Origin of the sequence: Shewanella spartinae, from assembly GCF_019457555.1 — a bacterium.
Classification (GTDB): Bacteria; Pseudomonadota; Gammaproteobacteria; order Enterobacterales; family Shewanellaceae; genus Shewanella; species Shewanella loihica.
In genome coordinates, this window is sequence record NZ_CP080418.1 from 1,621,253 (window position 1) to 1,646,162 (window position 24,910).

19 protein-coding genes are annotated in these 24,910 nt (G+C 53.2%); 9 read left to right on the forward strand and 10 right to left on the reverse strand.

Going from position 1 to position 24,910, the window contains the following annotated elements:
* Window position 1 precedes the first annotated feature (1 nt).
* The 9 genes from K0I31_RS07205 to cysC all read left to right on the forward strand — a co-directional run bounded on the left by K0I31_RS07205 (window position 2) and on the right by cysC (window position 11,881).
* A complete protein-coding gene (locus K0I31_RS07205; protein WP_220080379.1) occupies window positions 2-550 on the forward strand; it encodes a sugar transferase in 549 nt (182 codons plus the stop codon).
* Window positions 551-888: 338 nt separating this feature from the next.
* Window positions 889-2,835 (forward strand): nucleoside-diphosphate sugar epimerase/dehydratase, encoded by a 1,947-nt coding sequence (locus K0I31_RS07210; RefSeq protein ID WP_220080791.1) that lies wholly within the window; start codon window positions 889-891, stop codon window positions 2,833-2,835.
* Window positions 2,836-2,898: 63 nt separating this feature from the next.
* Window positions 2,899-4,257 carry a phosphoglucosamine mutase gene (gene glmM, locus K0I31_RS07215; protein ID WP_220080380.1) on the forward strand — a complete coding sequence of 453 codons (1,359 nt, stop codon included), beginning with the start codon at window positions 2,899-2,901 and terminating at the stop codon, window positions 4,255-4,257.
* Window positions 4,258-4,403: 146 nt separating this feature from the next.
* Entirely contained in the window at window positions 4,404-5,288 is an 885-nt protein-coding gene (gene rfbA, locus K0I31_RS07220; protein WP_220080381.1) for a glucose-1-phosphate thymidylyltransferase RfbA, read from the forward strand.
* A gap of 196 nt (window positions 5,289-5,484) precedes the next feature.
* Entirely contained in the window at window positions 5,485-6,228 is a 744-nt protein-coding gene (locus tag K0I31_RS07225) for a phosphatase (RefSeq protein ID WP_220080382.1), read from the forward strand.
* 691 nt (window positions 6,229-6,919) lie between these two features.
* On the forward strand, window positions 6,920-7,825 hold the full coding sequence (cysD, locus tag K0I31_RS07230) for a sulfate adenylyltransferase subunit CysD (RefSeq protein WP_220080383.1): 906 nt from the start codon (window positions 6,920-6,922) through the stop codon (window positions 7,823-7,825).
* Window positions 7,826-7,890: 65 nt separating this feature from the next.
* Window positions 7,891-9,300, forward strand: coding sequence for a sulfate adenylyltransferase subunit CysN (cysN, locus tag K0I31_RS07235; protein ID WP_220080384.1), 1,410 nt, complete (start codon window positions 7,891-7,893; stop codon window positions 9,298-9,300).
* Between the two features lie 161 nt (window positions 9,301-9,461).
* Window positions 9,462-11,189: an SLC13 family permease gene (locus K0I31_RS07240; protein ID WP_220080385.1), complete on the forward strand. Its 1,728-nt coding sequence runs from the start codon at window positions 9,462-9,464 to the stop codon at window positions 11,187-11,189.
* A gap of 62 nt (window positions 11,190-11,251) precedes the next feature.
* The gene (cysC, locus tag K0I31_RS07245; RefSeq protein ID WP_434086911.1) at window positions 11,252-11,881 is read left to right on the forward strand and encodes an adenylyl-sulfate kinase; all 630 of its coding nucleotides are present in this window, start codon (window positions 11,252-11,254) and stop codon (window positions 11,879-11,881) included.
* Between the two features lie 35 nt (window positions 11,882-11,916).
* On the opposite strand, the gene K0I31_RS07250 is transcribed toward cysC, so the two are convergent.
* From K0I31_RS07250 to K0I31_RS07295, 10 genes are all read right to left on the reverse strand, one after another.
* Complete coding sequence (locus K0I31_RS07250; RefSeq protein ID WP_258406588.1) at window positions 11,917-13,173, reverse strand: CDP-glycerol glycerophosphotransferase family protein; 1,257 nt, start codon at window positions 13,171-13,173, stop codon at window positions 11,917-11,919.
* A 78-nt stretch (window positions 13,174-13,251) separates the two neighbouring features.
* Window positions 13,252-13,668 carry a glycerol-3-phosphate cytidylyltransferase gene (gene tagD, locus K0I31_RS07255; protein ID WP_220080387.1) on the reverse strand — a complete coding sequence of 139 codons (417 nt, stop codon included), beginning with the start codon at window positions 13,666-13,668 and terminating at the stop codon, window positions 13,252-13,254.
* Between the two features lie 100 nt (window positions 13,669-13,768).
* The gene (locus K0I31_RS07260; RefSeq protein WP_220080388.1) at window positions 13,769-15,250 is read right to left on the reverse strand and encodes a sugar phosphate nucleotidyltransferase; all 1,482 of its coding nucleotides are present in this window, start codon (window positions 15,248-15,250) and stop codon (window positions 13,769-13,771) included.
* A gap of 21 nt (window positions 15,251-15,271) precedes the next feature.
* Window positions 15,272-17,317 carry a WecB/TagA/CpsF family glycosyltransferase gene (locus K0I31_RS07265; protein ID WP_258406589.1) on the reverse strand — a complete coding sequence of 682 codons (2,046 nt, stop codon included), beginning with the start codon at window positions 17,315-17,317 and terminating at the stop codon, window positions 15,272-15,274.
* A 443-nt stretch (window positions 17,318-17,760) separates the two neighbouring features.
* Window positions 17,761-18,807 (reverse strand): glycosyltransferase family 2 protein, encoded by a 1,047-nt coding sequence (locus K0I31_RS07270; protein ID WP_220080389.1) that lies wholly within the window; start codon window positions 18,805-18,807, stop codon window positions 17,761-17,763.
* Entirely contained in the window at window positions 18,804-20,102 is a 1,299-nt protein-coding gene (locus K0I31_RS07275; RefSeq protein WP_220080390.1) for an oligosaccharide flippase family protein, read from the reverse strand. The genes K0I31_RS07270 and K0I31_RS07275 overlap by 4 nt, the downstream gene beginning before the upstream one ends.
* 281 nt (window positions 20,103-20,383) lie before the next feature.
* Window positions 20,384-21,688 (reverse strand): O-antigen ligase family protein, encoded by a 1,305-nt coding sequence (locus K0I31_RS07280; RefSeq protein ID WP_220080391.1) that lies wholly within the window; start codon window positions 21,686-21,688, stop codon window positions 20,384-20,386.
* A complete protein-coding gene (locus K0I31_RS07285) occupies window positions 21,643-23,058 on the reverse strand; it encodes a GumC domain-containing protein (protein WP_350354875.1) in 1,416 nt (471 codons plus the stop codon). The genes K0I31_RS07280 and K0I31_RS07285 overlap by 46 nt, the downstream gene beginning before the upstream one ends.
* Window positions 23,059-23,074: 16 nt before the next feature.
* Window positions 23,075-24,391 (reverse strand): polysaccharide biosynthesis/export family protein, encoded by a 1,317-nt coding sequence (locus K0I31_RS07290; RefSeq protein ID WP_220080392.1) that lies wholly within the window; start codon window positions 24,389-24,391, stop codon window positions 23,075-23,077.
* Between the two features lie 11 nt (window positions 24,392-24,402).
* A complete protein-coding gene (locus K0I31_RS07295; protein ID WP_220080393.1) occupies window positions 24,403-24,762 on the reverse strand; it encodes an STAS domain-containing protein in 360 nt (119 codons plus the stop codon).
* Window positions 24,763-24,910 lie beyond the last annotated feature (148 nt).

Sequence of the window (24,910 nt, forward strand, 5' to 3'; positions counted from 1 at the left end):
CATGATTCGTCTAATTGATTTCTTTGCCGCCTTCTTTGGCTTGCTGTTGCTTTGGCCTGTATTACTGATCGTAACTATAATTGGCATGTTCGATACTGGTTCTCCAATTTTTGTTCAAACTCGTGTAGGTCGTAATAAAAAACCATTTAAATTGATTAAGTTCCGTACTATGTCTGTTGAAACAAAATCAGTAGCTAGCCATCTGGCTAGCAATGCTTCAATCACTAAGCTTGGGGCCTTTCTGCGCAAGACAAAAATTGATGAGTTGCCACAGTTGATTAATGTGGTTAAAGGAGAAATGAGTTTAGTTGGACCACGTCCAAACTTGTTTAATCAAGAAGAGTTAATTAAAGATCGGGATGCCCTTGGTGTGTATGAAGTTTTACCTGGAATAACGGGCTTAGCCCAAGTGCAAAACATTGATATGTCTACACCTAAGTTATTAGCTGAAACAGACAAGCAGATGATCGATACCTTAAATATCAAAAACTATTTCAAGTATATATTGATGACAGTAACAGGTAGTGGTAGCGGTGATGCGGTAAAATAGTGTTATCTAATGGTAGAGACACTGTATTGTGTTGGTTTAGTTACAATGTTGCTGATGCAAATCGTCTCAGTTTGACATGAAAGCTTGATTCCGTGTCTTATGGGGTGTTTTTAAATTTGGTACCCAAACTATGGCCAGAACTATAGCTTCGGTATCGTGTTGTCCAAAAGGTAGTTTGTCGTTACCCTTTTGAGTCTAGATCCTCTCGTAACAAGCTTCGATGGTGATCCCTATAGGCCATTGATGTGATAACATGAGTGCCTTAGCGATTGTATTGTGGTTGAGTCCCGTACTTTAAGATGTAGTTCATTATGAATTTAAATTTTTTGGAGCGAAAAATGGATTTTTTGCAAAGCTTGTTTGGTTTGAAACGCACACATAAGCGTGTTGTTAGCCTCATCATTGACGCATTATTTCTCAGTTTTGCGTTTTGGGCCGCATTGCTCGTGCGCATAGATGACATTGCTGTGCTGGCCAATTCTCAATATTGGCTACTACTTTTTATCGTCGTTCCTTTGAGCTTAGTGGGGTTTGCAAAGCTTGGGTTATATCGTGCTGTATTGCGCTACATGGGGTTGCAAGCCCTTACGGCGATCGGCTTCGGTGTGATGCTCTCAACCATCATGTTGGTGCTTTTTGCCTTTTATGTTGATGCGCAACTGCCGCGAACCGTACCAATAATTTATGCTGCATTTTCATTAGTGTTTATCGGTGGCACCAGGGCAATTGTTCGCTCTATGGTGGGCTCTGGCATGAAGCGTGTCGGGGAACCCGTCATTATTTATGGTGCAGGTGTCAGTGGCAGACAGTTGTTAACTGCACTAGTACAAAGCCATGAATATTATCCGTTTGCGTTTGTTGATGACGATGAAACGCTTCACGGTACAGTTATCCAAGGGGTTCATGTTCATTCTCCCTCTATAATTCGCAAGTTAATCAAGCAAAAAGCGGCGACCAAAATCTTACTCGCTATTCCAAGTGCGTCGCGGTCACGTCGTCAAGCGATTTTGGAGCAGTTAGAAACGCTGGCTGTACAAGTGCTGACCTTACCAGCTATGGCTGACCTGGTCAGTGGCAATAAGCTTTATAGCGACATTAAAGAAGTTGAAATTGATGATTTGCTCGGTCGCGATTGTGTGACGCCTAGAGCTGATCTGTTGGCAGCTAATATTCGTAACAAAGTGGTGATGGTGACCGGAGCCGGTGGGTCAATCGGTTCTGAGTTATGCCGGCAGATCTTAAAGCAGTCACCTAAGAAATTGGTGCTGTTTGAATTGTCTGAGTTTGGTCTCTATTCCATTGAGCGAGAACTAAATGCCATGGCAAAAGAGTTATCTCTTGATGTGAAGATTTACCCAATGATGGGGTCTGTACAGCGAGAGAATCGTGTTCAGGCTGTGATGGAAGCTTTTGAGGTGCAAACTGTTTATCACGCTGCAGCTTATAAGCATGTACCTTTAGTCGAGCATAACGTTGTAGAAGGTGTGCGTAATAATGTGTTCGGTACTTTGTATACAGCTCGTGCCGCTATTGCGGCAAATGTCGAAACATTTGTGTTAGTAAGTACTGATAAGGCTGTTAGGCCAACGAATGTGATGGGGACAACCAAGCGTATGGCTGAGTTAGTCCTGCAGGCATTAGCGGATAAAGGAAGTGCTACTCGTTTTTGTATGGTTCGATTTGGTAATGTTTTGGGTTCTTCCGGGTCTGTTGTGCCGCTATTTAGAAAGCAGATAGCAAATGGTGGCCCTGTTACAGTAACGCATCCAGAAATTACCCGTTTCTTTATGACCATACCTGAAGCTTCTCAGTTGGTGATTCAAGCTGGCGCTATGGGCAAAGGCGGGGATGTCTTTGTATTAGATATGGGCAAGTCAGTGAAGATCGTTGATTTGGCCACTAAGATGATTCGTCTGAGTGGTTTTGAAGTCAAAGATGATAATCATCCTGACGGTGATATAGCCATTGAGTTTTCAGGTTTGCGTCCAGGTGAAAAGCTCTATGAAGAGTTACTGATTGGCGACGATGTGACTGGTACTGAGCATGAGCGCATCATGACGGCCAATGAGGCTTTTTTAAATTGGGCTGAGCTTGATGCGATCTTGGCGCGTTTAGATAAAGCTTGTCATGAATTCCAGCATGAAGTGATAAGAGATATTCTTCTTTCTACTCCTACAGGGTTTAGTCCAACTGACGGTATTTGTGATTTAGTCTGGTTACAAAAAAATCATGAACAAGATGCCAGTAAAGTTGAGGACAACAAGGTCGTCCCTTTAGTTTCCTAATATCTTTGTGAATGTCAAAAAGCCAATTTATTGATTGGCTTTTTTGTTGTATAAGGTTTTTATATGTCCCGTAAATATTTTGGAACCGACGGCGTACGCGGCAAAGTCGGTGAGTTTCCTATTACCCCTGACTTTGCTATGAAGCTAGGTTGGGCTGCCGGCACTGTTTTAGCTTCATCAGGTACTAAAGAAGTATTAATAGGCAAGGATACTCGTATCAGTGGCTATATGTTAGAAACCGCTATGGAAGCAGGTTTGTCTGCCGCAGGAATTGATGTGGCTTTAGTTGGCCCAATGCCGACACCCGCAGTAGCCTACCTAACCTCAACGTTTCGAGCAGATGCGGGTGTTGTAATTAGCGCCTCTCATAATCCGTACTACGACAACGGCATTAAATTCTTCTCAAATTCGGGTACCAAGCTCAATGATAAGCAAGAGCTTGAAATCGAAGCTTTACTAGAGCAAGCACTTAACCACACTGCTATGCAGTGTGTACCTTCTGCCGAGTTAGGTAAGGTTCGCAGGATTAATGATGCCGCAGGTCGTTACATCGAGTTCTGCAAGGGCGTTTTTGCGAACGATCTCAGCCTGTCTGGACTTAAAATTGTTGTTGATAGTGCTAATGGCGCAGCTTATCACATTGCGCCTAACGTATATCGTGAACTCGGCGCAGAAGTTATCAGCATCAATGACAAGCCTGATGGTTTAAATATTAATGAACATTGTGGCGCGACCAGTCTCGACAGTTTGCAAACTGCAGTGATGGTGCATGAGGCTGATTTAGGGATCGCGCTAGATGGTGACGCTGATAGGGTTATGTTCGTTGACCATAACGGCCATGTTGTCGATGGTGACCAAATCCTGTTTATTCTAGCGAGTGCCGGCAAAGCCAGTGGTTCCTTTGAAGGCGGTGTCGTTGGCACTTTGATGTCAAACCTGGGTCTTGAGCTCGCGTTAAAGGCGTTAGATATTCCATTTGTTCGAGCAAAAGTGGGTGACCGCTACGTGGTTGAGCAACTTAAAGAAACGGGCTGGAAGCTCGGTGGTGAAGGTTCTGGTCATATTTTAGATCTTAACCATGCTTCAACGGGTGACGGGATTGTCGCTTCGTTATTAGTGTTGCAAGCCGTTTTGAAAGCACAAACCAGTTTGGCTGAAGTTGCATCGGGTATGAAAAAACTGCCACAGGTGTTAATTAATGTTCGTTTGACACAAAACAATGCCGATCAAATCATCGAGTCTCAAAGTGTTAAACGAGCTGTTGCAGAGTCAGAAGAAATTTTGGCCGAGAATGGTCGCGTGCTATTACGTAAATCGGGCACGGAGCCATTAATTCGCGTTATGGTCGAGTCCACCGATGTTGAAATGAGTCAACAGCAAGCAGAAGCGATTGCACAGGCTGTATCTACCGCAGGTGTTTAAAGTTTAATTTTTACTAGTTTTAGACCTATTGATGCCACTATCCTTTAAGGTAGTGGCATTTTTATTTTAAACTCATTTTTTACACGGCTGTTGGTCTGTATTAGCGTGGTAAATGGAGTATTAGAGCTTATTGAAGAGAGCGTACTTTGAAAGGTATTTTATTAGCCGGTGGCACTGGCACGCGGTTGTATCCCATCACACGAGGCGTATCTAAACAGCTATTGCCGGTGTATGACAAGCCAATGATCTATTATCCGCTCTCTGTTCTTATGCTGGCGGGTGTCCGTGATATTTTGATCATCACGACTCCTGATGAACAGATGTTGTTTCAGCGTTTATTGGGCGATGGCAGTGATTTTGGTATTTCGCTTTCCTATCAAGTACAACTAAAGCCTGAAGGGATAGCACAGGCTTTTATCATTGCAGAGGAGTTTATTGGTACCGATAGCGTGTGTTTAGTGCTGGGAGATAATGTGTTTTATGGGCAGGGTTTCAGTCTCACGCTGAAACAGACTGTAGCTGATCTCAGCAAGGCAGATTCGGTAGGAGCGACTATCTTTGCCTATCAGGTCGATCAAGCAGAAAGATTTGGCGTGGTGGAGTTTGATGATGATTTCAACGCCTTGGCAATCAATGAAAAACCAGCTTCCCCCAAATCTAATTGGGCGGTAACCGGACTCTATTTTTATGATAATCAAGTCATCGACATCGCTAAAGGATTAAAGCCCTCAGAACGTGGGGAGCTTGAAATTACTGAAATTAATCAATCCTATTTAAAGCGCGGTGAACTAAAAGTCGAATTATTGGGACGTGGTTTCGCTTGGCTCGATACCGGTACCTTCGACAGTCTGCAGCAGGCTTCATCTTTTGTGCAAACCATAGAAACTGTACAGGGGCTAAAAGTGGCTTGTCTTGAAGAGATAGCTTGGCGTAATGGCTGGTTAACTAGTGAGGATATCCTTCGCCTTGCCCAGCCTATGCTGAACAATAGTTATGGGCGCTATTTGATGTCTTTGATAAGCGCCGTGTGACAAAGCTTGCTACATGACAAGAAGTGCGAAAGAGTTGATTGTTAGATATTAGGTTGTTCAGGTAATGAGCTATGAATGGAGCCGTCAAATCGGCTCAAATTGCGAGCTGTATTATGGAAAATGCGGTATAAATAAGTAGACTAGAAACACAGCTTAACTTCTTCTCTTACCAGGTCACTTACTAACGGAATCGCCGATGAAGTTTCTTGTTGATGTACATGCACATACTATAGCTTCGACACATGCCTATAGCACGGTTCATGATTATCTGGCTGTGGCAAAAGAGAAGGGCATCAAGCTGTTTGCCATTACTGATCATGGGCCCGATATGGCTGATGCGCCTCATTTTTGGCATTTCGTTAACATGCGTGTGTTGCCTCGAATTGTCGATGGTATCGGTGTGCTCCGAGGCATTGAAGCTAATATCAAGAATGAAAATGGTGATATTGATTTCTTTGGTAGTTATCTCGATGAGTTAGATATCGTGCTAGCGGGGTTTCATGAGCCTGTTTTTCCGCCATCGACTCAAGCTGCTTATACTAAGGCTCTCGTCAATTGCATTGAAAGTGGCAATGTCGATATCATCAGTCATCCTGGTAATCCTGCTTATCCCATCGATATCCAACGTGTTGCCGAAGCGGCGGCGGCTCACAATGTTGCCCTTGAGATAAATAACTCCTCATTTTTGACCTCGCGACAAGGTAGCTTGAAAAACTGCACGGCAATTGCCCATGCAGTAAAAGAGGCCGGAGGCTATTTGGTCTTGGGGTCAGACTCCCATGTTGCCTTCAGCTTAGGTGGCTTTGACAAAGCGATTGAGTTGATTCAAGAGGTTGAATTCCCGGTTGAGCGAATTCTAAACCATAGTCCCAAAGCCCTGCTGGAGTTCTTAACGTCAAGGGGCCATAAAGGGTTGGATGAGTATGCGAGCATTGTTTAAGGGGCGATGTTTCAATCATGAGGAAAAGTCTCGAATGAGTAAAACAGCAGTTGAACGATTGCTCATGTTTAAGTGAGGCTGCCGACCCTTGACCCTTGACCCTTGACCTTTGACCTTTGACCTTTGACCTTTGACCTTTGACCTTTGACCTTTGACCTTTGACCTTTGACCTTTGACCTTTGACCTTTGACCTTTGACCTTTGACCTTTGACCTTTGACCTTTGACCTTTGACCTTTGACCTTTGACCTTTGACCTTTGACCTTTGACCTTTGACCTTTGACCTTTGACCTTTGACCTTTGACCTTTGACCTTTGACCTTTGACCTTTGACCTTTGACCTTTGACCTTTGACCTTTGACCTTTGACCTTTGACCTTTGACCTTTGACCTTTGACCCTCGACCCTCGACCCTCGACCCTCGACCCTCGACCCTCGACCCTCGACCCCATTTCTTAATTTCCAATCTCCAAGCATCTCGACTTCTATTCCATCTTCTCTTCGATTACTTGTTATTTCTTTTTGGTATAAATAAATTAATATTTATAACTTCTAAAACGACTCCGTGCTGGTATTATCCTGTTTAGGCCGGTTTTGGTTAACCATGCTTAGATTTTATGTTGAATGAAATGTAAAGTAGGTTGGCGTATCGGTTAATAGCAAATTGATAACATTGGAATAAAACGGAAAGCCATATGTCGACACAGCAAACCCACCTTAAACAACTCGAGGCAGAATCGATTCAGATCATGCGTGAAGTTGCCGCAGAGTTTGAGAATCCCGTGATGCTCTATTCTGTAGGCAAAGACTCCTCGGTGTTGCTGCATTTGGCGCGTAAGGCATTTTATCCTGGCAAAATTCCGTTTCCTTTACTGCATGTCGATACCAACTGGAAGTTCAGGGAGATGATCGCGTTTCGCGATCGCATGGCCAAGCAGTATGGTTTCGATCTCATCGTGCATAAGAACCCCCGTGGCCTGGAGATGAACATCTCGCCCTTTACCCATGGCAGTGCCAAACATACGGATATCATGAAGACAGAGGGCCTTAAGCAGGCGCTGGACATGCATGGTTTCGATGCCGCCTTCGGTGGCGCCCGCCGCGACGAGGAGAAGTCCCGCGCCAAGGAGCGTGTCTATTCGTTCCGCGACAGCAAGCATCGCTGGGATCCTAAGAATCAGCGCCCCGAGCTGTGGAATATCTACAATGGTAAGGTCGATAAGGGCGAGAGTATCCGTGTATTCCCGCTATCTAACTGGACCGAGCTGGATATCTGGCAGTATATCTATTTGGAAAATATTGAGATCCCATCGCTGTATCTTGCCGAGCCGCGCCCGGTGGTGAAGCGCGATGGTACCTTAATCATGGTCGACGATGATCGTATGGAGCTGGAGCCAGGTGAAACCGTTGAGCAGAAGATGGTGCGTTTTAGAACCCTAGGCTGTTATCCGCTCACCGGCGCCGTTGAATCTCAGGCGACAACTTTGCCGGAAATTATTCAGGAGATGCTGCTGTGTACTACCTCAGAGCGTCAAGGACGGGTGATCGATAACGACTCCGCCGGCTCGATGGAAAAGAAGAAGATGGAAGGTTACTTCTAACTTAAGGCATTGCATTGACGGCCCATTGGCCAGGTACGCAGCAGATAACGATTACGAGAAATACCATGACGACTGAAAACACATTATTGCAGACCGACATCGAAGGTTACCTAAAGCTTCACGAAAACAAGGATATGTTGCGTATCTTGACCTGTGGCAGCGTGGATGACGGTAAATCGACCCTGATCGGCCGCTTGCTGTTCGATAGCAAGATGATCTTCGAAGATCAGATGGCGGCTATCGAGAAAGATTCCAAGCGTTTTAACACCACAGATCAGGCCTTTGACTTGGCGCTGCTGGTCGATGGTTTGCAGTCGGAGCGCGAGCAAGGGATCACTATCGATGTGGCCTACCGCTATTTCGCCACCGAGCAGCGTAAATTTATCATCGCCGACACGCCGGGCCACGAGCAGTACACCCGCAACATGGCCACGGGTGCGTCGACATCCGATCTGGCGATTATCCTGATCGACGCCCGTCATGGGGTGCAGGTACAGACACGTCGTCACAGCTACATCTGCTCACAGCTTGGCATTAAGCATGTGATCATCGCCATCAACAAGATGGATGCGGTCGGCTACGACCAAGGGATCTATCAGGGGATCAAGAAGGCGTATCGCGAGTTTGCAAAAGAACTTGCCTTTACCGACGTGCGCTTCGTGCCGATCTCGGCGCTCAAGGGCGACAACGTGGTGAACGAGAGCGAGAACATGACCTGGTATCCAGGCTCGACGCTGATCAAGCTGCTCAACACAGTTTCTGTCGAGCAGGACAGGAGCGAATCGTTCCGCTTTCAGGTGCAATACGTTAATCGTCCAAACCTCGACTTCAGGGGCTTCTGTGGCACAGTGGCATCGGGCGAGATCCGTGTCGGTGACACCATCGCCGCCTTGCCATCGGGCAAAGAGAGCCGCATCAAATCTATCGTGACCTTCGACGGCGAGCTCGAAAAAGCTGTGGCAGGGCAGGCGGTGACCTTAACGCTCACCGATGAGATAGACGTCAGCCGCGGCGACATGTTGGTGCGCCCCCACGATAAGCCGAACTCGACCACTCATTTCGAAGCCGACGTGGTGTGGATGACCGAAGAGCCCCTGTGTGTCGACCGAGAGTATGCGCTTAAGCTTGGCAGCAAGGCGGTATACGGTTATGTCGATGCCATCAACTATAAGGTGGATATCAACCATCTGACCCAGCACAGCGCCCAGCAACTGGCACTGAACGAGATGGGCAACTGTCACTTCTCGGTTACCGAGCCAGTGCAGTTTGACGCCTATGAAGATAACCGTGCAACCGGCGCCTTCATCATCATCGACAGGCTCACCAATGTGACTGTGGGCGCGGGCATGATCCGCAAGGCGATCGATGCTGGCAAGGGCAAGCAACGTGAGATCTCGGCCTTCGAGCTGGAGATGAACGCCTTAGTGCGTAAGCATTTCCCGCACTGGGGTGTGAAGGATATTTCCAAGGCCTAATTACCTATAATTTAGTGGCAGATATTAGTGACAGACATTAGTCGCTGATATCTGTTATGGACAGTTGAGGCCAAGGGCTAGCGCTAAGTAAGGTGTTTAATATCGTTTTGATGGCGAACACCGACTTAGAAGCGTTAGCCTGAGGCTTAAGAAAGCAAACTATGACATTTAACGCTTATCTCACCATCGCCATCTTCCTCGCGACTATCGTGGGGTTGGTGCGTTTCCAAAACCGGCCGGCGCTGGTGTTTGGCGTGACCTTGTTGGTGCTGGTGGCGTTTAATCTGGTCACCAAGGAGCAACTGCTCTCCAGCATGTCTAATCCTGGCTTGGTGACCTTGGTACTGCTAATTCTTTGCTCCTTTGCGCTGGAGAAGACCCGGCTACTGCGGGTCATCGCTGCCAAGGTGATCGTCAGCGGTTACCGTACCACCTGGCTACGCCTGTACGGCATGACGGCGCTGAGTTCGGCCCTGCTTAATAATACCGCCGTGGTGGCGACCCTGTTGTCGCCTATTCGCAATAACCCGCACCATGTGGCGAGTAAGTTATTACTACCACTCTCTTACGCGGCGATACTGGGCGGTACCCTGACACTGGTGGGCACCTCGACCAACCTTATCGTCAACAGTATGGTGATTGACGCCTCAAACCAGTCGCTCTCTTTCTTCTCTTTCACCGCCATCGGCGCTTTGTTGGTGCTGGGCTGTGGTCTGGTGCTGCGTATCGCCTCCAGATGGCTGCCGGATATCGCTCACCAGGAGACCTGCTCCAAGGGCTACTTCATCGATGCCAAGGTGGTGGCAGGTTCTGAGCTGATTGGCCGCTCGGTGGAAGACAACGGCCTCAGGCATCTCGAATCCCTCTTCCTGGTCGAGGTGGTGCGTAATGGACGCCTCATCAGCCCTGTGACCCCCACCGAGGTGCTGCTGCAGGATGACAGGCTGATCTTCAGCGGCGACATCGCCAAGGTGATGCAGCTTAGTCAGTTCTCTGGTCTTGAGATGTTTGCCGAAAAAAATGGCCTGCTCGACAGCAACCTCACCGAAGTGGTGGTAAAGCAAGAAAGCGTGCTGGTGGGTAAGACTATGAAGAAGGCAGGCTTTCGAGCCCTGTTTGACGCCGCCGCCGTGGCCATTCGCCGTGACGGCGAAGAGATCTCGGGTAAGCTCGGTGAGGTGCAGATTAAGGCGGGCGACTTCTTAGTGCTGGCGGTCGGTAAGGACTTCCTTACCCGCCACAACATTAGCAAGAACTTTATCGTGATCAGTGGCGTCGAGCCCGAGACCCGTAACAACGGTAAGAAGGCCTGGATCTCTATCGGTGGCTTCGTGCTGACACTGGTGCTCGCCGCCACAGGTGTAGTGGAGATGCTCCAGGGGATGTTGCTGCTGCTGGGCGTGTTGATTTTTACCCAGTGCCTCAACGTCAACGAGGTGGTGCGCCGCTTCCCGGTGGATATCTGGTTGGTGGTGGCCTCGGCCATCTTGCTCTCCCACGCACTGGTCAACAGCGGTGTGGCCGAGCTGGTGGCTAGCTGGGTAGAGGGGACTGCGGAGAAAGAACACCTGATGCTGGCGTTATTGCTGGTCTATCTCGCCACCTGGCTGATGACAGAGCTCATCACCAATAACGCGGCGGCGGCGCTGATGTTCCCTATCGCCTACAGCATAGCACTGGGCTTCGGGGTGGACTTCTTACCCTTCGTGATGACGGTTGCCTTCGCCGCCAGCGGCAGCTTCATCAGCCCCTATGGTTATCAGACCAACCTCATGGTGTATAACGCCGGTCGCTATCGCCTGATGGATTTTGTTAAGGTAGGCGTGCCCGTGAGCCTGACCTATGGGGCCATAGTTCTACTGACAGTGCCCTTGTTTTTCCCGTTTTAGACGAGGGGCGAGACGATTGGTTTCGCCCATCGTGATTGCAGTTAACCCGTTAAGGAATGCCGATGTCCCCCTATAAGACACTCGATGTTAATGTGAAATCCAGCGATGTTCAGTGGCATCAGGCCAGCGTGATTCACGCAGAGCGCGAGCAGGCCAACGGCCACAAAGGCGCCGTGCTCTGGTTTACCGGCCTGAGCGGTTCGGGTAAGTCGACGGTAGCCAACGCGGTTGACCGTCTGCTCCATGACAGAGGTTGTCATACCTATGTGCTCGATGGCGATAATGTGCGCCATGGACTCAACGGCGACCTGGGCTTTTCCGATGAGGACAGGGTCGAGAACATCCGCCGTATCGGTGAGGTGGCTAAGCTGTTTGTCGATGCTGGCACTCTGGTCTCGACCGCCTTTATCTCGCCATTTAGTGCCGATCGTCAGCTAGTGAGAGATCTGCTGTCGGCCCATCAGTTTATCGAGGTCTTTATCGATACGCCGCTTGAGGTGTGTGAGCAGCGCGACCCAAAGGGGCTCTACAAGAAGGCGCGCGCCGGTGAGATTAAACACTTTACCGGTATCGATTCTGCCTACGAGGCGCCGGTTTCCCCCGAGGTGCATGTCAAAACCGCCGAGCAGTCGGTGCAGCAGTGTGCCGAGCAGGTGGTAGATTACTTAGTGCAGCAGGGGCTGCTGGCCTAGCTAAAACTCTGGCAGAGCACTTGGCTCGAGTAGGCCTAGGCCTCTTGAGCGCCGACCCAGTGTGTCTGGCCGCTCGTTTGCCTCATCCATTGCTCCAAGGCGCCGAAACTGCTCGGCGCATCTGCCTGCCAGTAGGTTTCTACCAGCTGGCGATAATCCTCCATCTCTTCAGCCTTCACGCTAAAGTCTCCCGCGGCTAAAAATGTCAGCAGCTCGCCAAAATCCTTGAGATGCCAATGGCGGGCACGCATCTTATCCAGCAAGGGGAGCGATGCGGCGTAGTCATACAGGCTGCGCTCGGCTGTTACCGCTTGCTCTTGTTGCTGATGCAGGCTCTGTTTGCCGCTATCCAAGTCGTAGAGACGAAAAGTTAAGCCATGGTAGAGGGCATCGATAAACAGCGATGAGGTGTCTGTGATCAAAAGGTCTATCTGACCGAGGATATCGTACACATCCTCTCTTTGGGAGATATCTATGATGTTGGCAAAATGGCTATAGCGCCCGGCCAGATGGGCCTCGTTGGGGTGAAACCTTAGCAGCAGCACCTGCCCATTGGCCCGCAGGCTCGCCGAAAGCTTGGCCCAGTTAAAGGCCTGGTCATAGGGGCTGGTCTGGTTGGGCTGCGCCATAAGTCCAGTGTCACGCCAGGAGGGAGCGTAGAGAATCGCCTGTTTAAAGGGATGACCAATCAGCTGGCTGAGAGGCGTTGCCGCGCTTGGGTAGCGGCTAAAATAATCGGTACGTGGATAACTGGCCCTGAGCAGTTGCTCGGGCTTGAGCCGAAAGGCGCTTTGGAAGCAGCGACTCATCTGAACGCTGGGGCTGAGCATCAGATCCGGGCGAATATGCTGCTGATGGTAATTGAGCCTGGCAGGCTTGGGGGAGCGGTAGATCTTGGCCAGCGGGCCAGAGTCGATATCGAACTCAATCTTTTTCATTGGCGAGCCGTGCCAGAGGTTCACCTTTACCGTACCTTTCCCCAGATGTTGATTAATATCCCCCAGATAGCTGCTGTAAAAGTAATACTTTGCCGTCAGGCAGTGATAGATGCCTTGCAGGGAGCGGCGAGGGTAGGCCTCATGGCCCTGGGCTCTGAGGCGTTTAATCAGCGCTTTGTCGCCGCTTATCCAGATGCAGCGGATAAAGGCTTCGCGGCGCCAGTGCAGGTAGAGGTACTTGCTATTGTCGGTGAAACGATTCTTATAGCTGCCAAAGACCGCCTTGTGGCTGCGGGGGGCGTAGGCAGACAGCTGATAGATGCCCTGGGTGACCAGTGCCCTTATCAGTGACACTAGCTTGGTCCCAGACAGTCTCATGAAAACCAATAGTCGCTTCATATCGCCTCCTAAGTCTCGTTAGTCTGAGCCGCTTTAGTCGTTTGAGGCATCGGGAAAGGGCCGCAAAAAGGCGAGATCGTTTTTTATTTCGGTCGTCGAGATCTCGTCGGTGCGGGGCAGGTAGATCACATCACACAGGTGTTGAAGATGATCGAAATGTCCCTGCCAGTCATCGCCGATAGCGAAGATATCTATATTATATTTTTCAATGTCAGTGACTTTCTGGCCCCAGTGGGTCTCGGGCAACACGAGATCCACATAGCGGCAGGCGGCCACTATTTCGGCGCGCTGCTGGTAGCTGAAGAAGGCGGCCTTGCCCTTTTGGGCATTAAACTCGTCGGTTGAGACGCAGACGATCAGCTTGTCGCCAAGTTGCTTGAGTCTGGCGAGCAGGCGCACATGACCATAGTGGAACAGATCGAAGGTGCCGTAGGTTATGATGGTTTTCATCTTGCGCTCCTTATCCCTATAGATATTCACGTTTATTTGAATGAGTCATAGTGTCGTATTTGTATCGGTGAGCTTTGTTATCGATACTCGTCAGCTCACCCTAAGCCCTGGCGCGCGACAAGCGTGCCGGCTGGGCGAAACAGCTCGCCATTAGCCTCAGGTATTTCAGCTTGCCCGGTTCGGCGTTAAAGCTAAGGGCGACCAGCTGTTTCTCTTCCAGCGGCGCATCGTTCGGGAGCAGCAGCTGCACGGGGCCCCATAGTCCGACGGTCGCGCCGAGTCCATGCAAATTGCCATTGTCGGCAGGACTGCAATCGGCGTTGCAATCAGGGCTATCGCCAAAGAGGGCGAGCTTACCCCTGAGCACTTGAGTCAGGCCCGGCAGGCTGGCCAGCAGTGGATTTGTGACTTGCCAGCGCTTGAGCCTGAAACCTAACACTCTGTCATTGGTCAGGTGCTGGCTGCTAACCAGTGGCCGCCTGGACAGAATGGCGAGGTAGGCGCCTATGGCCAGTTGTAGTGGTAGCGTCAGTAGCAGGAGTGCCAGGGCGAGCAGTCTGTCACTTAGCCTTACTCTGTTGTTTATGTCTGTGCTATTTATGTCATTGGCTTTAAAAGTCGAGCCTTGGCGATGCTGCGCCGCGCGGTTGGGGGCGATGAGGCTTTCATCTTCTATGCTGATATAGCCCTGGTGCTCCAGATTGATCAGCAGGCGCTGGCAGACGATCGCCCTATGAAGGTTGAGGTCGCGTCCCACATAGGTGTTAGGCAGTACCAGGCTGTCACTGAGCTGGACGCCTGCGTCGATGAGACAGTGCTCGCCAATCACGAAGTCGCCATCCAGGCGCACGTTGTCATCAAGCTGGCTGCATTGTCCTATCATGCCCTGGCCATTGGCCGCTCCGTTAAACACCACCTTTTGTGCCAGATAGCACCCGCCGCCATTTTCGTTGGCCTGAAAGCGCTGTAGGGGTTTGAGTCTCGCCAGGCGATTGCTGGCAAAGTTGAGGTTGGCGGCCAGGTAGTCGTTCAGGCTGTCTAGGTGGTGCTGGTGGCCATGGAGTACCAGGGTGACCCCCTGAGGCTTGCAGGCAGTTGCGCTGGGATGAGCGATGAGCGGCCAATTGAGATGGTCCAGATTGGCGCTGGCGCCAGGGAGCATGATCATCCCTGTGGGCATGCCGGCTATCTTGGCGCTGACCAGCTCCTTGGGAAATTGCTTGGCAAAGCCGATGAACGCCTTTATCACTGGCGTGCGCAGTATATCGCCCCTAAGCAGCAGGGCAGGCTGCTCTGGGGTTAATTGCAGACGGGAGATCACCTCGGATGCTGGCTCATCCGCCTTACAGAGAAAGTAGTCGATATCGAGTCCCCAGCGCTCGCCCTTGCCAAGCAGCGCTTCGATGTCGCCGGCCTGAGTGCCCAGAACAAGTTTGACTTGGGTGATACCTGCATTGCTGAGATCGTCCAGGGTGTACTCAATCAATGCGCGATTGCCCACGGGCAGCAGCGCAGGGCAGTAGTATTGATCCAACGGCGCTAACTCATGACCCGAACGATTGGCTAAGATGATGGCTTGCATAAGGTTGCTCTCCACAACAGATTAATAGGCGCCCCTGGCGAACAGCACGGCGGGTATGGTTTTAAGCAGTAAGCGGATGTCGGCCCACAGGGATTGCTGATAGATGTAATCCACATCCAGCAGCACCTGCTTGTCAAACGGGATGTCGGAGCGACCGCTGACCTGCCAGATGCAGGTGATGCCGGGCTTCACCGACAGACGGCGGCGATCGCTAAGGCTGTACTGACTCACCTCGCTGGGCAGCGCCGGGCGGGGGCCGACCAGCGACATCTCCCCCTTGAGCACATTCCATAGCTGCGGCAATTCATCGATAGAGGCCTTGCGGATCAGCTTGCCGATACCTGTGATGCGGGGATCGCGCTTCATCTTAAACAGCACGCCGCCATCCATCTCATTGCTGGCCTTGAGCGCTGCCAGTCGCGCCTCGGCATCCTGGTACATGGAGCGAAACTTCCACATGGTAAAGGGCTTGTTGTTGAGGCCCGCGCGCTGCTGGCTGTAGAGAATGGCCCCAGGTGATTCGAGGCGGATCAGTAGTGCGGTGAGCAGCAGCAGTGGCGTGAGCAGAACAAGCAGTATGCCTGCGCCCAGGATATCCAGCAGGCGCTTGCTGACGCGGTTAAGGCTAAGTTTCAGGGCGTGTGCGCTGCGTTTTAGCTGCGCACCTTGAGTGCGACCATCAAGTTTCGGTGTGCTTATTTGGCGAGCCAGGGCCGCCTGGCCAGCCTGAGCTCTAGCTTGAGTTTGCGAAGAATGCGGCGCGCGGCGCAGCTTGATTGAGATGGTCTCAATAAGGACGTGATAGAGAAACCTGGGGTTTCCCAACAGGTAGCGGCGCCACATGCGTGCGGGCTCAGCCAGCAGGCGGGCTATCCACTCCATGCCTATCTGACGGACCCAAAGCGGGGCGCGTATGATGCGCTCCGAGTAGAAGTCGAACAAGCCGCCAACGCCTATGCCCACAGCGAGATTGAGCTGGGCCTGGTGTTTGGCCAGCCAGAATTCTTGCTGGGGCGCGCCCATGGCTACCAGGAGTATGCTGGCCTTGGAGGCGTTGATCTGCGCGATCACCTTAGCCGTCTCCTGCTCTGAATCTAAATAGCCATGATGGGTGCCGGCGATATTGAGCGCCGGATATCTGGCCTGCATCTTGTCGGCGGTCAGCTGGGCGATGCCGGGGCGGCCACCCAGTAGGTAGATGGCGTAGCCGGACTTGGCCAGGCGCTCACACAACAGCGGGAACATGTCGGTGCCGTTGAGGTTATCCCCAAGCGGCGTGCCCTTGAGGCGACTGGCGAGCCTGAGCCCCAAACCATCGGCCAGGATTAGATCGGCCTGGGTCAGGTTGTGATGATAGGCCTTATTATCGCGGCTGATGTTCATGCAATCTGCGTTGACGAAGCAGTAGCGCTCCATAGCGCCTTGTCGCTCACAGGCTGCAAGCATACGCTCAAGTAGTTGATTCATGCTGAGATTGGCAATCTTAAGCCCAAACAGTGAGAGGCTGTGGCGACTGCCAGGCAGGCTTGGCGCCAGCAGCGTCATGGTCAGCGCGCGCAGTAGCGCCAGCAGATAGCCCTGGGGACTTAAGAAGGCGACGTCTATCGCCGCTTCTGGTGATTCGAAACTCAGCCCCATTCTTAGGTATAGCTGCTCAAAATTGATGAGGCCTGGGCGAGATGGCGAGCCTGGACACTGAGTCAGAGCGAGTTGCAGGCGATCGCCTATTAGGCTGACATCGCCTCTGATAAGGTTCCAAATGCTCGGCAGGGCGGCGAGGTGAGTCCCTTGATAGAGTCGATAGAGTGGGTGAACCCGGCTCTGGCCATCGAAGAAGTAGATGGTCTCCAGCGCCTGGCCACGAAAGAGTCTGCAATAGGCCATTGACGCCAACAGGAGCGGCGCCCAGATGGGCAGAATTAGCATCAGCAGCATCAGGTCTATGGCGCGCACCATGTTAGGTATAGATGTAGGCTTGCTCGCCAAGCTGGCCTCTGTGACATTATGCTCCTTGTTGGCAATGCTGCTGGTGGTGACCGACTGGGCGGCGCGCATCTCATTTCCCATGGTGAAGCTCCTCTTGCTGGATGGACTTGCTTGGCGCTTATTAAATGGCTAGTGTTAACGGGTTCGTTTTAATGAACTCGTGTTAATTGGCATTGGTTAATTAGCTTTAAAAAATGAATCATGCCTACAGGCTAGATAGCACAAGGGATGCCAACCTTAATATCTGTTGTAAAACATGTGGTTAGTGTTTTTGCTTGCTGTCTTTTCGCATCTTGAAGTGGGGCGGATTGCGCCCTGCATCGCGTATTGCAATTCTTTCTGTTTAGCCTTTGCAAGCATTGGCTAGGTATAAGCCAGGCATTAGCTAGGTATTAGCAGACTTGTCACTGTACTTAAGCAGTATTGCTTTGCTCAGTTGAAAAGGAGCCGCCCACTCATGCTGGCGAGTGGGCGGCGCGGTGATGAAAAAGCGCTTACTGTGAAAACGGTTACTGTGAAAATGGTTACTGAGAGATAAGCGACCCCTTGACCCCATCTTTGGCGATCCGCTGGCGCTGACGCCTGCCGATGATCTCCTGCCCCAGCTGCTCGCAGGCCTGGTACAGGGGCTTAGGCAGCAGCCATAACAGGTAGGCGGCGCCCAGGGTGGTGAGGGTGCGTCCCGTCTCCTTTAGCAGGATCTGTGGCGCGTGGATCAGCGCGCGGTTTACCATGTGCACCGCCATCTTGCCGTTGCCGCTACGGATCGATTGGCGCGCTAGGTAGCGCAGCTGATAGCCGCGGGCGTGACGCTCGTGCTGTTTCAGCACCTTGGGGGCAAACAGGCGCGCCTTGGTGATCATCCTCTCCCAGGAGGCCAGCTGCTTGTTGACGTCCGCCGATAGCCCGGCAGGGTTAAGACGATAATAGGTGAGCGGCTCGGGGATCCCTGCCATCAACCAGCTGGTGGTGGCAACAATTCGCAGCCAGCACTCGATATCTTCCGACTGGCGAAAACTCTCGTCGAAATAGCAGCTCTGCAGTCCTTCGCTGTCGCGGATATGAAAGCGGATGGCATTCAGGGTCTCGCGGCGGATCACTGGCGCCGAGCCGTTGCCGACCGGGTTACGGCACAGGAGGTGGGCCGCATCTATGTCGCTCAGCTGGGGCATCTGATAGAAGTTTGTCGGGATGCCGTCATGTTCCATGAAGGCGGAGCGGGAGAAACTGATCCCTACTAAGGGGTGTCTGTCCAGATGCTCCACATGGCGTGCCAGTTTGTCGGGGTGCCACTTGTCGTCGGAATCGAGAAAGGCCACATACTTGCCGATGGCGTGACGCACGCCCGTGTTGCGGGCGGCGGCCAGCCCCTTGTTGACCTTGTGCTGCACTATGCGCACCCGCCTGTCTTGCACCTGCTGACAGATCTTGAGGCTGTTATCTGTGGAGCAGTCGTTGACCAAGATCAGCTCGAAGTCGGTATAACGCTGTGCGAGCACAGATTCGATCGCCTCACCCACGAAGGCCTGCACATTGTAGACGGGCATTACAACGGAAACGGTAGGACTCATAATGACTCTCCTTGAAGGCTAGGGCTCGACGGCGCGAAGGCGGGCAAGCTGAGGTATAGATAGAGGGAAAACAGGGGCAGCACAATGAGGTGCAGGGCGAGTACCGCCGTGGCGATACCGACCAGCCCCCACGGACTGGCGAGCAAGATGCCCAGCATCAGCAGCGCGGTAAAGGCGCCATTGCTGATGAGGTTGAATCGGCTCTTGCCCAGGGCGATCAATAGCTGGCTGGCGGCCTCGCCGAGGGGACGGGTGAGACCGCTTAGACAGAGCAGCAGGAAGATGGGCAGGGCGCCGGCATCTATCCATTGCTGGCCATACACCAGGGGCAGATACCAGGGGGCCAGCAGCGCCTGTAACGTGATGATCGGTAGGCTGATCCCGGCGATTAATTTCAGGGATTTAAGGTAGTGAGTGGCCTTATCCTCGCCGGCGCACAGGTGTGAGTAAAGCGCCGTGCCGTAGCTCTGGATCAGCCCCATGCTGATCCCCAGGCTGGCGTTGAAGGCAAAGAAATAGATGCCCAGCGCCTCGACGCCCAGCAGGTAGCCGATCAACAGATAATCTATATTCTGGCGCAAAAAGAGCAGCAGATCGCTAAGGCCTATCTGCACGCCGAAGCGCGCCATCTGCGTTGTTGTCATGCCCGCTGGTAGCGAGCTGGGTTTAATACCTCTGTGATATGGCAGTGGGTTGTCTTGCCTGTGCACCCAGATCCAGACGAGTACGGCCAACACCTTAGGCACTATGATGGCCCAGATACCTAGGCCGCACAGGGCTAAAAGAGCGGTGAGCGCGCCATCGAACAGCGTCTGCCACAGCACGGCGCGGCCGACGATTCGCATGCGGTTATGTTTGAGGTTCTGCGCCGCGTACAGCATGCCAAAGGGCAGCAACAGATAGCTGCTGGCCATCAATAACATGGGGGCGATGAGGCTGGGTTTGTGATAGTAGAGGCTCAGGGGAAGACTCAGCAGGCACATGATGGTTAAGGCACTCAGGCAGGCGATCCAATTGAGGCGGTTGGCGCTGCCCTGGCTGGCAATATAGTCTGAGCTATCCATCTTGATCAACGCCGCCGAGCTGATGCGCCGGGTTGGGGTGACCAGCAGCTCGAAGCAGGTGAGTATGATGGCGACCTCTCCAAACACCTCTGGGGTCAGCAGCCTGGCGATGATGATGCTGGCGCCCAGTCTGACGATACGGCCCAAGATCTGCGCCGAGCCCAGCCAGAAGAGGGCGTTGGCGAGGCGCTGCTCTGAGAGTCTGATAAAGAGATGGGTTATGTTGTTCATCTGATTTCCCCTTGTGCGTCCTGCGCCATTTCCGCCGCTGCTGTTGTCGAGTTGATCTGCTTTGCTACGAGCTTTAGATCTCTCCTAGTCATTTCACTATCTGTGCCAGGTTGTGGAATTACATTTTGAAAAAATTAACCAGCTGTTTTTAAATGGATATTTGCCTATTAACCTAAGAGGCGCTATCGCGGCAATACTCCCTGGGAGGCATTTTGCAAAGCAGCAGACGCAGCGTTTGCATTTTGCCTTGTGTCTTCATTTTTAATTTTTCAATTAAGTGCCTAGGTCGGCTGGCTAGCCGTCGCAGGCGTGGCCGCCTCTGTCTGGGAGCCGATTTGATCGTCTCGCGAGGCCTGTTTGTGGGCCAGCCCTACCAAGATGAGGCCGGGCCAGAAGAGGTAGGCCAAGATCTCCAGGTTCTCGCCGAAGGTATAGAGGAGCAACATGCTAAGAAACGCCAGGGCGGTGGCGCACAGGGGACAGTTAAGGGCGGGTCTGAGCAGGCTTAAGATGCCGATACCCAGGGGCAGGGCCAGGGCGATAGCGCCGACTATACCTTTGACAAACAGCAGACCATACCAGGTGTGGTGGGAGCCGATGGGCATATATTCCACCAGATGAGGGCCGCGCTCGACGATGCCATGGCCCCAGAGCACAGCCTCATTGGCCCAGCGCTCCAGGGCGATGTTGGCCAGCTCCTGACGCACCCGGGTGGAGCCCGCCCTGGCGGCCTTTACCGCATGAATCGTATTGTCGATGGATTCGATAACCTGTGTGCCCACCATGCCGCCCAGCAGAGTGACTGGGCTGGCAAGCAGGTAGAGCCAGGGGGAGCGATGCCAGCGGACCAAGGCGAAAAAGCCGAGGATAAACAGATAACAGATGATGGCGAGGCGCGACTGGGAGATGAGGATCATCATCAGGCCACCGCCCAGGCCATAACGGCGAAACTTAGGGGTTAACTCCTGTAAGGCCCCCAGGCTGACCAGGTTGCCCATCAGCCCGAGCGCAGGTGCCCAAGGGGTGAACAGGCGCCAGCGCGGGGTGCCGCTACCCGGGTCTATCTCATACAGGCTGACGCTGAAGAACTCGGGCCCTGGGCCGCCCACTATGCTCAGGGGCGACACGTATAGGGTGCTGGGGAGTTTTATCAGCCAGGCGATCACAAACAGCGGTAGCAGCATTAGGGTGTGTTTGCCCACTACACAGAGGGCGCGATAGATAATACTGGGGCGAATATCGAGCGCTCCTAGCAGGGGAAATATGGCGATCAGCGCCCAGCCCTTGGCCCAGCCGATGGAAGATTTTATCAGCTTAGGGATCCCCAGTGCCTGCTCCAGATGACCGATGATCAGCACCAGCAACATGACGAACATCCCCAACAGCCAGGCCTTCTGCGCCATGGAGATGCGATAGTGGGCGCCGTCGAAGGTATAGCGTTTGAGCATGCGTAGCAGCAAGACCCAGCCAACCACAGGGGCGACCAGATACATGGCGCCCAGCAACCAGAAGCCATAGGTCCAGGTGATCGCCTTGTAGACTAACTTTTCGTCACTATTCGCTGCATGATAGGTTTGCGTATCCATAATACCGCCAGGCCTCCGATTGCCATGAGAGAGCTGAGGGCGCCGCCGATCAGCGCCAGGAGTTTGTGCATGGGATCTTGCTTGAGAGGCAGGCTGGGGGCCGCCAGCAGCTGCACCAGGGGATAGGCCGAGTAGATGTCGGCCTTACCCACATCCATCTTGGCCAGCGCCGAGGTAAACACCGCCGTGGCGAGCTGATGTTCCCGGTGGAGATCCTCGAGCTTGGCCGCATCGTCGTTGCTGTGGGCTAGGCGATCGTTCCAGTTGGCGATCTGCTCATCTAAGGTGGCGATCTCCTGAGTCAGCCCCTGCACCTCGCTAGAGAGGTTGAGTAGCTGCTGCATCAGCTGCGCCCGGCTGTCGAGATCGTCGGCGGACAGCTTGAGCATCAGCTCATCGTCGCGGTAGCCAAGCAGGAGCTGGCATCGACGCTGCAGCGAGGCGAACAGTGTCTGTTGCTGGTGGCGCTGGGTGACCACCTGAGGGTGCTTGTTGCCGTATTGACCGCCGAATTTGGCCAGCATAGTGGTGGCGTCGGTGTAGAGCACAAGTAACTGCTGAAACAGCTGGTCATTCTTGAGCTTGAGCAAGTCAGCCGCCTGCTCCGGCGAGAGCGCCAGATGGGCCTGTAATTGACCGCGACTGGCGAGCATCCCCTGCTGCTTGGCGACCATGGTCACTCGCTTGTGGCGCAGCCGCTCTATGGTCAGCGCCAGCTCCTTAAATTGATCCAGCGACACCAGGCCTATCTCTGACTGAAAGGCGAGGATCTTCTGCTGGCTCAGGCTCACCTTCTGGGCAAAGCCCTCGATCCCCAGCTTGATGCCGTTCTCTCGCTGGCTGATCTCATCTTCCCGCAGGGTCTCGAGCAGGCGCTGCAGGGCATGGTAGTGGGCCCAGGCCTTCTGCTGGGCGCTTTCGGCGTCGCGGCTGACCAGACTAAACTCCATAAACCCGGTCTGATTGGGCAGCTTAAGCTTAGGTTTGCCCAGCTCGCCGGGAGCTAGGCTCAGGCTGCTGGCTGCGGCGGCGAGCAGCACCTCGCTGCTGGCCAGCGCCTTGTAGTTCTCCCTGGGATCTATGGCGCTGCTGAGATAGGGAGAGCTGGATGAGCTGCTGGCATGGCCTATGCTGTCCAGGCTCACCTGAGCCCCGGCGCCGGCACCGGGGAGGATCAGGGTCCACTTGCTCACATAACGCGGCGGCGCCAACAGCAGAAACAGCCCCACCAGTCCCCAGATCAGCGCCAGTGCGCCCAGGGCCGTCTTGATGTAGACCCAACGACGTCGGTTGAGGGGCATCTTACTGCCCGTCACCAGGAAGTGCTTAAATTTGGCAAGGCTGGAAGGGGCGGCTGGCGTGGTCATCATGGTCATCCTTTACCGGTTAAAGCAGGCCTAACAGGCTGACGGGCACCAAGAGATCCGTCAGGGTGCGGGCGACCTCGCGAAGGTTGGTGACGCGGGAGTCGTAGCAGGCCAAGCCGTCACCTGGCAGGAGCACGGGATTGATCTCGGGTTGATAGGAGTGGCTGATGAGGCTGCTCAGAGAGCGCTCCACCACATCTATCTGCTCGCTCATGGGATTCTTGGTGATTAGTATTACGTGGCGTGAGGCGTTGGTGCTCTGGGCACCGCCCATGCAGTTGGCGGCGATGGCGCCGCTCAGCAGCCGGGTGCCATAGGGAAAGCGAGTCGCCTCGGTATCCACCGCCGACTGAGAGTTGCTGCTGGCCGGTTGGGTCAGGTTGGAGATAAACACCCGGATCCCGGGAATGGTGATCTGCGACGGGCGCGCCAGGCTGTCGTCGAAGTAGTGGGTTTCGGGCACATGAATATGGTCCCCGGACATCAAGATGAGGTTGTCGACCTCCTTGCCGCTGAGGATGCCGCTAAGATCCAGCCGATACTGTTTGCCCTGACGGGTGAGCACCACCTGGCGTATGTCGGCGTCGGGACGTACGCCGCCAGAGGAGCGCAGCGCCTTGGTCAGGCTGCGACCTTGGGCGTTATCGCCATGAAAGCTGGCGTGCTGCTCGGCGATATCCACCTCGCTGTGGCGATTGATCTTGTGTTGCCCCGGTTCATAGACGGCGCCTGAGACACGAATGTTAATAGCCCCCCATTGCAGCGGCATTATGCTGATCCGCACCGTGCCGGCCAGCATGAGTTGTTCCTTTATCAGCTCGTCGCTGAGGGCCTGTTTCAGCTCAGGGATGGCAATGCCTTCCGCCCGAATGGCATTGAGGTAGGGCAGATAGATGTAGCCGTCGGCATTGACCTCCACATCGCCGCTAAACTCCTCGCCGTTAAGGATCTGGATCTTGAGACGATCCCCGGTCGACAGCCTGGGAGCGCTTAGACTATCTAAGGAATAGAATTGGGGCTCGCCGCCTGCGGCCACCAGATCGCCGCGGGTGTCTTGATTTGGGCTGCTTTGCTCTGTCTGCTCACTATAGCGGCGGCTGTAGGGCACCATGTCATCATAGTAGTGGCAGTCCTGGGGCTTGCTATCAAGCTGGCGCTGACACAAGGCCTGCTGTTTGGGCTGGGCCGGGGTGACGCAGCCGCCGAGCGAGGAGAGCGTTAGCAAGAAGATGAGCGAAGAGGCATGGCCACTCAATGAAAAACCGTTTTGTTGCTCACTTGCTTGCTTACTCGCTTGCTTTTTTGGCCGATAGGCGCCGAACTGAAATGACAACATGGCGTGTCTCCCTATGAGGCCTTGGCCGCGGCAGAAGAGCAGATATATTCGCAGGCCGCCTCGCGGTTTTCGAACAGGGTGAAGATCTGGTGTAGCCGGGTCAGCTCGATCAGGGCGCGTACCCCTGGCGTTGGGGAGAGCAGCACCACATCACCGCCCAGCTGCTTGGCCTTCTTCAGCACGGAGATCAGGATAGAGAGGCCGCTGGAGTCGATATACTCCACCTGACTCAGATCCATGACCAGCCTGTGGCTGCCACTCTCCAGCTGGCGGATGATGGCCATGCGCAGGGTGGCGGTTTGGGACATGATCACCTGACTCGGCAACACCACCATGGCGGCGTTGTGATGGGCTAAGGGGATAAATTTCATAGTCGACTCCTTGGCGATGCCATCTTAGTGGATTGGGTCACTCACCTTTTCGGTGGTGGACGATTAAGGCTTTGCACAAGCCGGGCCAAGTTTTAAAAGTCTTTAATTACATGTGGTTAGCCTTATTTTGGCTCTTGTTATACCGACG

What these genes read in the sequence shown, in the direction of transcription:
- K0I31_RS07205 (WP_220080379.1), top strand. Translation starts at nt 2, where the DNA reads ATGATTCGTCTAATTGATTTCTTTGCCGCCTTCTTTGGCTTGCTGTTG.
- K0I31_RS07210 (WP_220080791.1), top strand. Translation starts at nt 889, where the DNA reads ATGGATTTTTTGCAAAGCTTGTTTGGTTTGAAACGCACACATAAGCGT.
- glmM (WP_220080380.1), top strand. Translation starts at nt 2,899, where the DNA reads ATGTCCCGTAAATATTTTGGAACCGACGGCGTACGCGGCAAAGTCGGT.
- K0I31_RS07225 (WP_220080382.1), top strand. Translation starts at nt 5,485, where the DNA reads ATGAAGTTTCTTGTTGATGTACATGCACATACTATAGCTTCGACACAT.
- cysD (WP_220080383.1), top strand. Translation starts at nt 6,920, where the DNA reads ATGTCGACACAGCAAACCCACCTTAAACAACTCGAGGCAGAATCGATT.
- cysN (WP_220080384.1), top strand. Translation starts at nt 7,891, where the DNA reads ATGACGACTGAAAACACATTATTGCAGACCGACATCGAAGGTTACCTA.
- K0I31_RS07240 (WP_220080385.1), top strand. Translation starts at nt 9,462, where the DNA reads ATGACATTTAACGCTTATCTCACCATCGCCATCTTCCTCGCGACTATC.
- cysC (WP_434086911.1), top strand. Translation starts at nt 11,252, where the DNA reads ATGTCCCCCTATAAGACACTCGATGTTAATGTGAAATCCAGCGATGTT.
- tagD (WP_220080387.1), bottom strand. Translation starts at nt 13,668, where the DNA reads ATGAAAACCATCATAACCTACGGCACCTTCGATCTGTTCCACTATGGT.
- K0I31_RS07260 (WP_220080388.1), bottom strand. Translation starts at nt 15,250, where the DNA reads ATGCAAGCCATCATCTTAGCCAATCGTTCGGGTCATGAGTTAGCGCCG.
- K0I31_RS07265 (WP_258406589.1), bottom strand. Translation starts at nt 17,317, where the DNA reads ATGGGAAATGAGATGCGCGCCGCCCAGTCGGTCACCACCAGCAGCATT.
- K0I31_RS07270 (WP_220080389.1), bottom strand. Translation starts at nt 18,807, where the DNA reads ATGAGTCCTACCGTTTCCGTTGTAATGCCCGTCTACAATGTGCAGGCC.
- K0I31_RS07275 (WP_220080390.1), bottom strand. Translation starts at nt 20,102, where the DNA reads ATGAACAACATAACCCATCTCTTTATCAGACTCTCAGAGCAGCGCCTC.
- K0I31_RS07280 (WP_220080391.1), bottom strand. Translation starts at nt 21,688, where the DNA reads ATGGATACGCAAACCTATCATGCAGCGAATAGTGACGAAAAGTTAGTC.
- K0I31_RS07285 (WP_350354875.1), bottom strand. Translation starts at nt 23,058, where the DNA reads ATGATGACCACGCCAGCCGCCCCTTCCAGCCTTGCCAAATTTAAGCAC.
- K0I31_RS07290 (WP_220080392.1), bottom strand. Translation starts at nt 24,391, where the DNA reads ATGTTGTCATTTCAGTTCGGCGCCTATCGGCCAAAAAAGCAAGCGAGT.
- K0I31_RS07295 (WP_220080393.1), bottom strand. Translation starts at nt 24,762, where the DNA reads ATGAAATTTATCCCCTTAGCCCATCACAACGCCGCCATGGTGGTGTTG.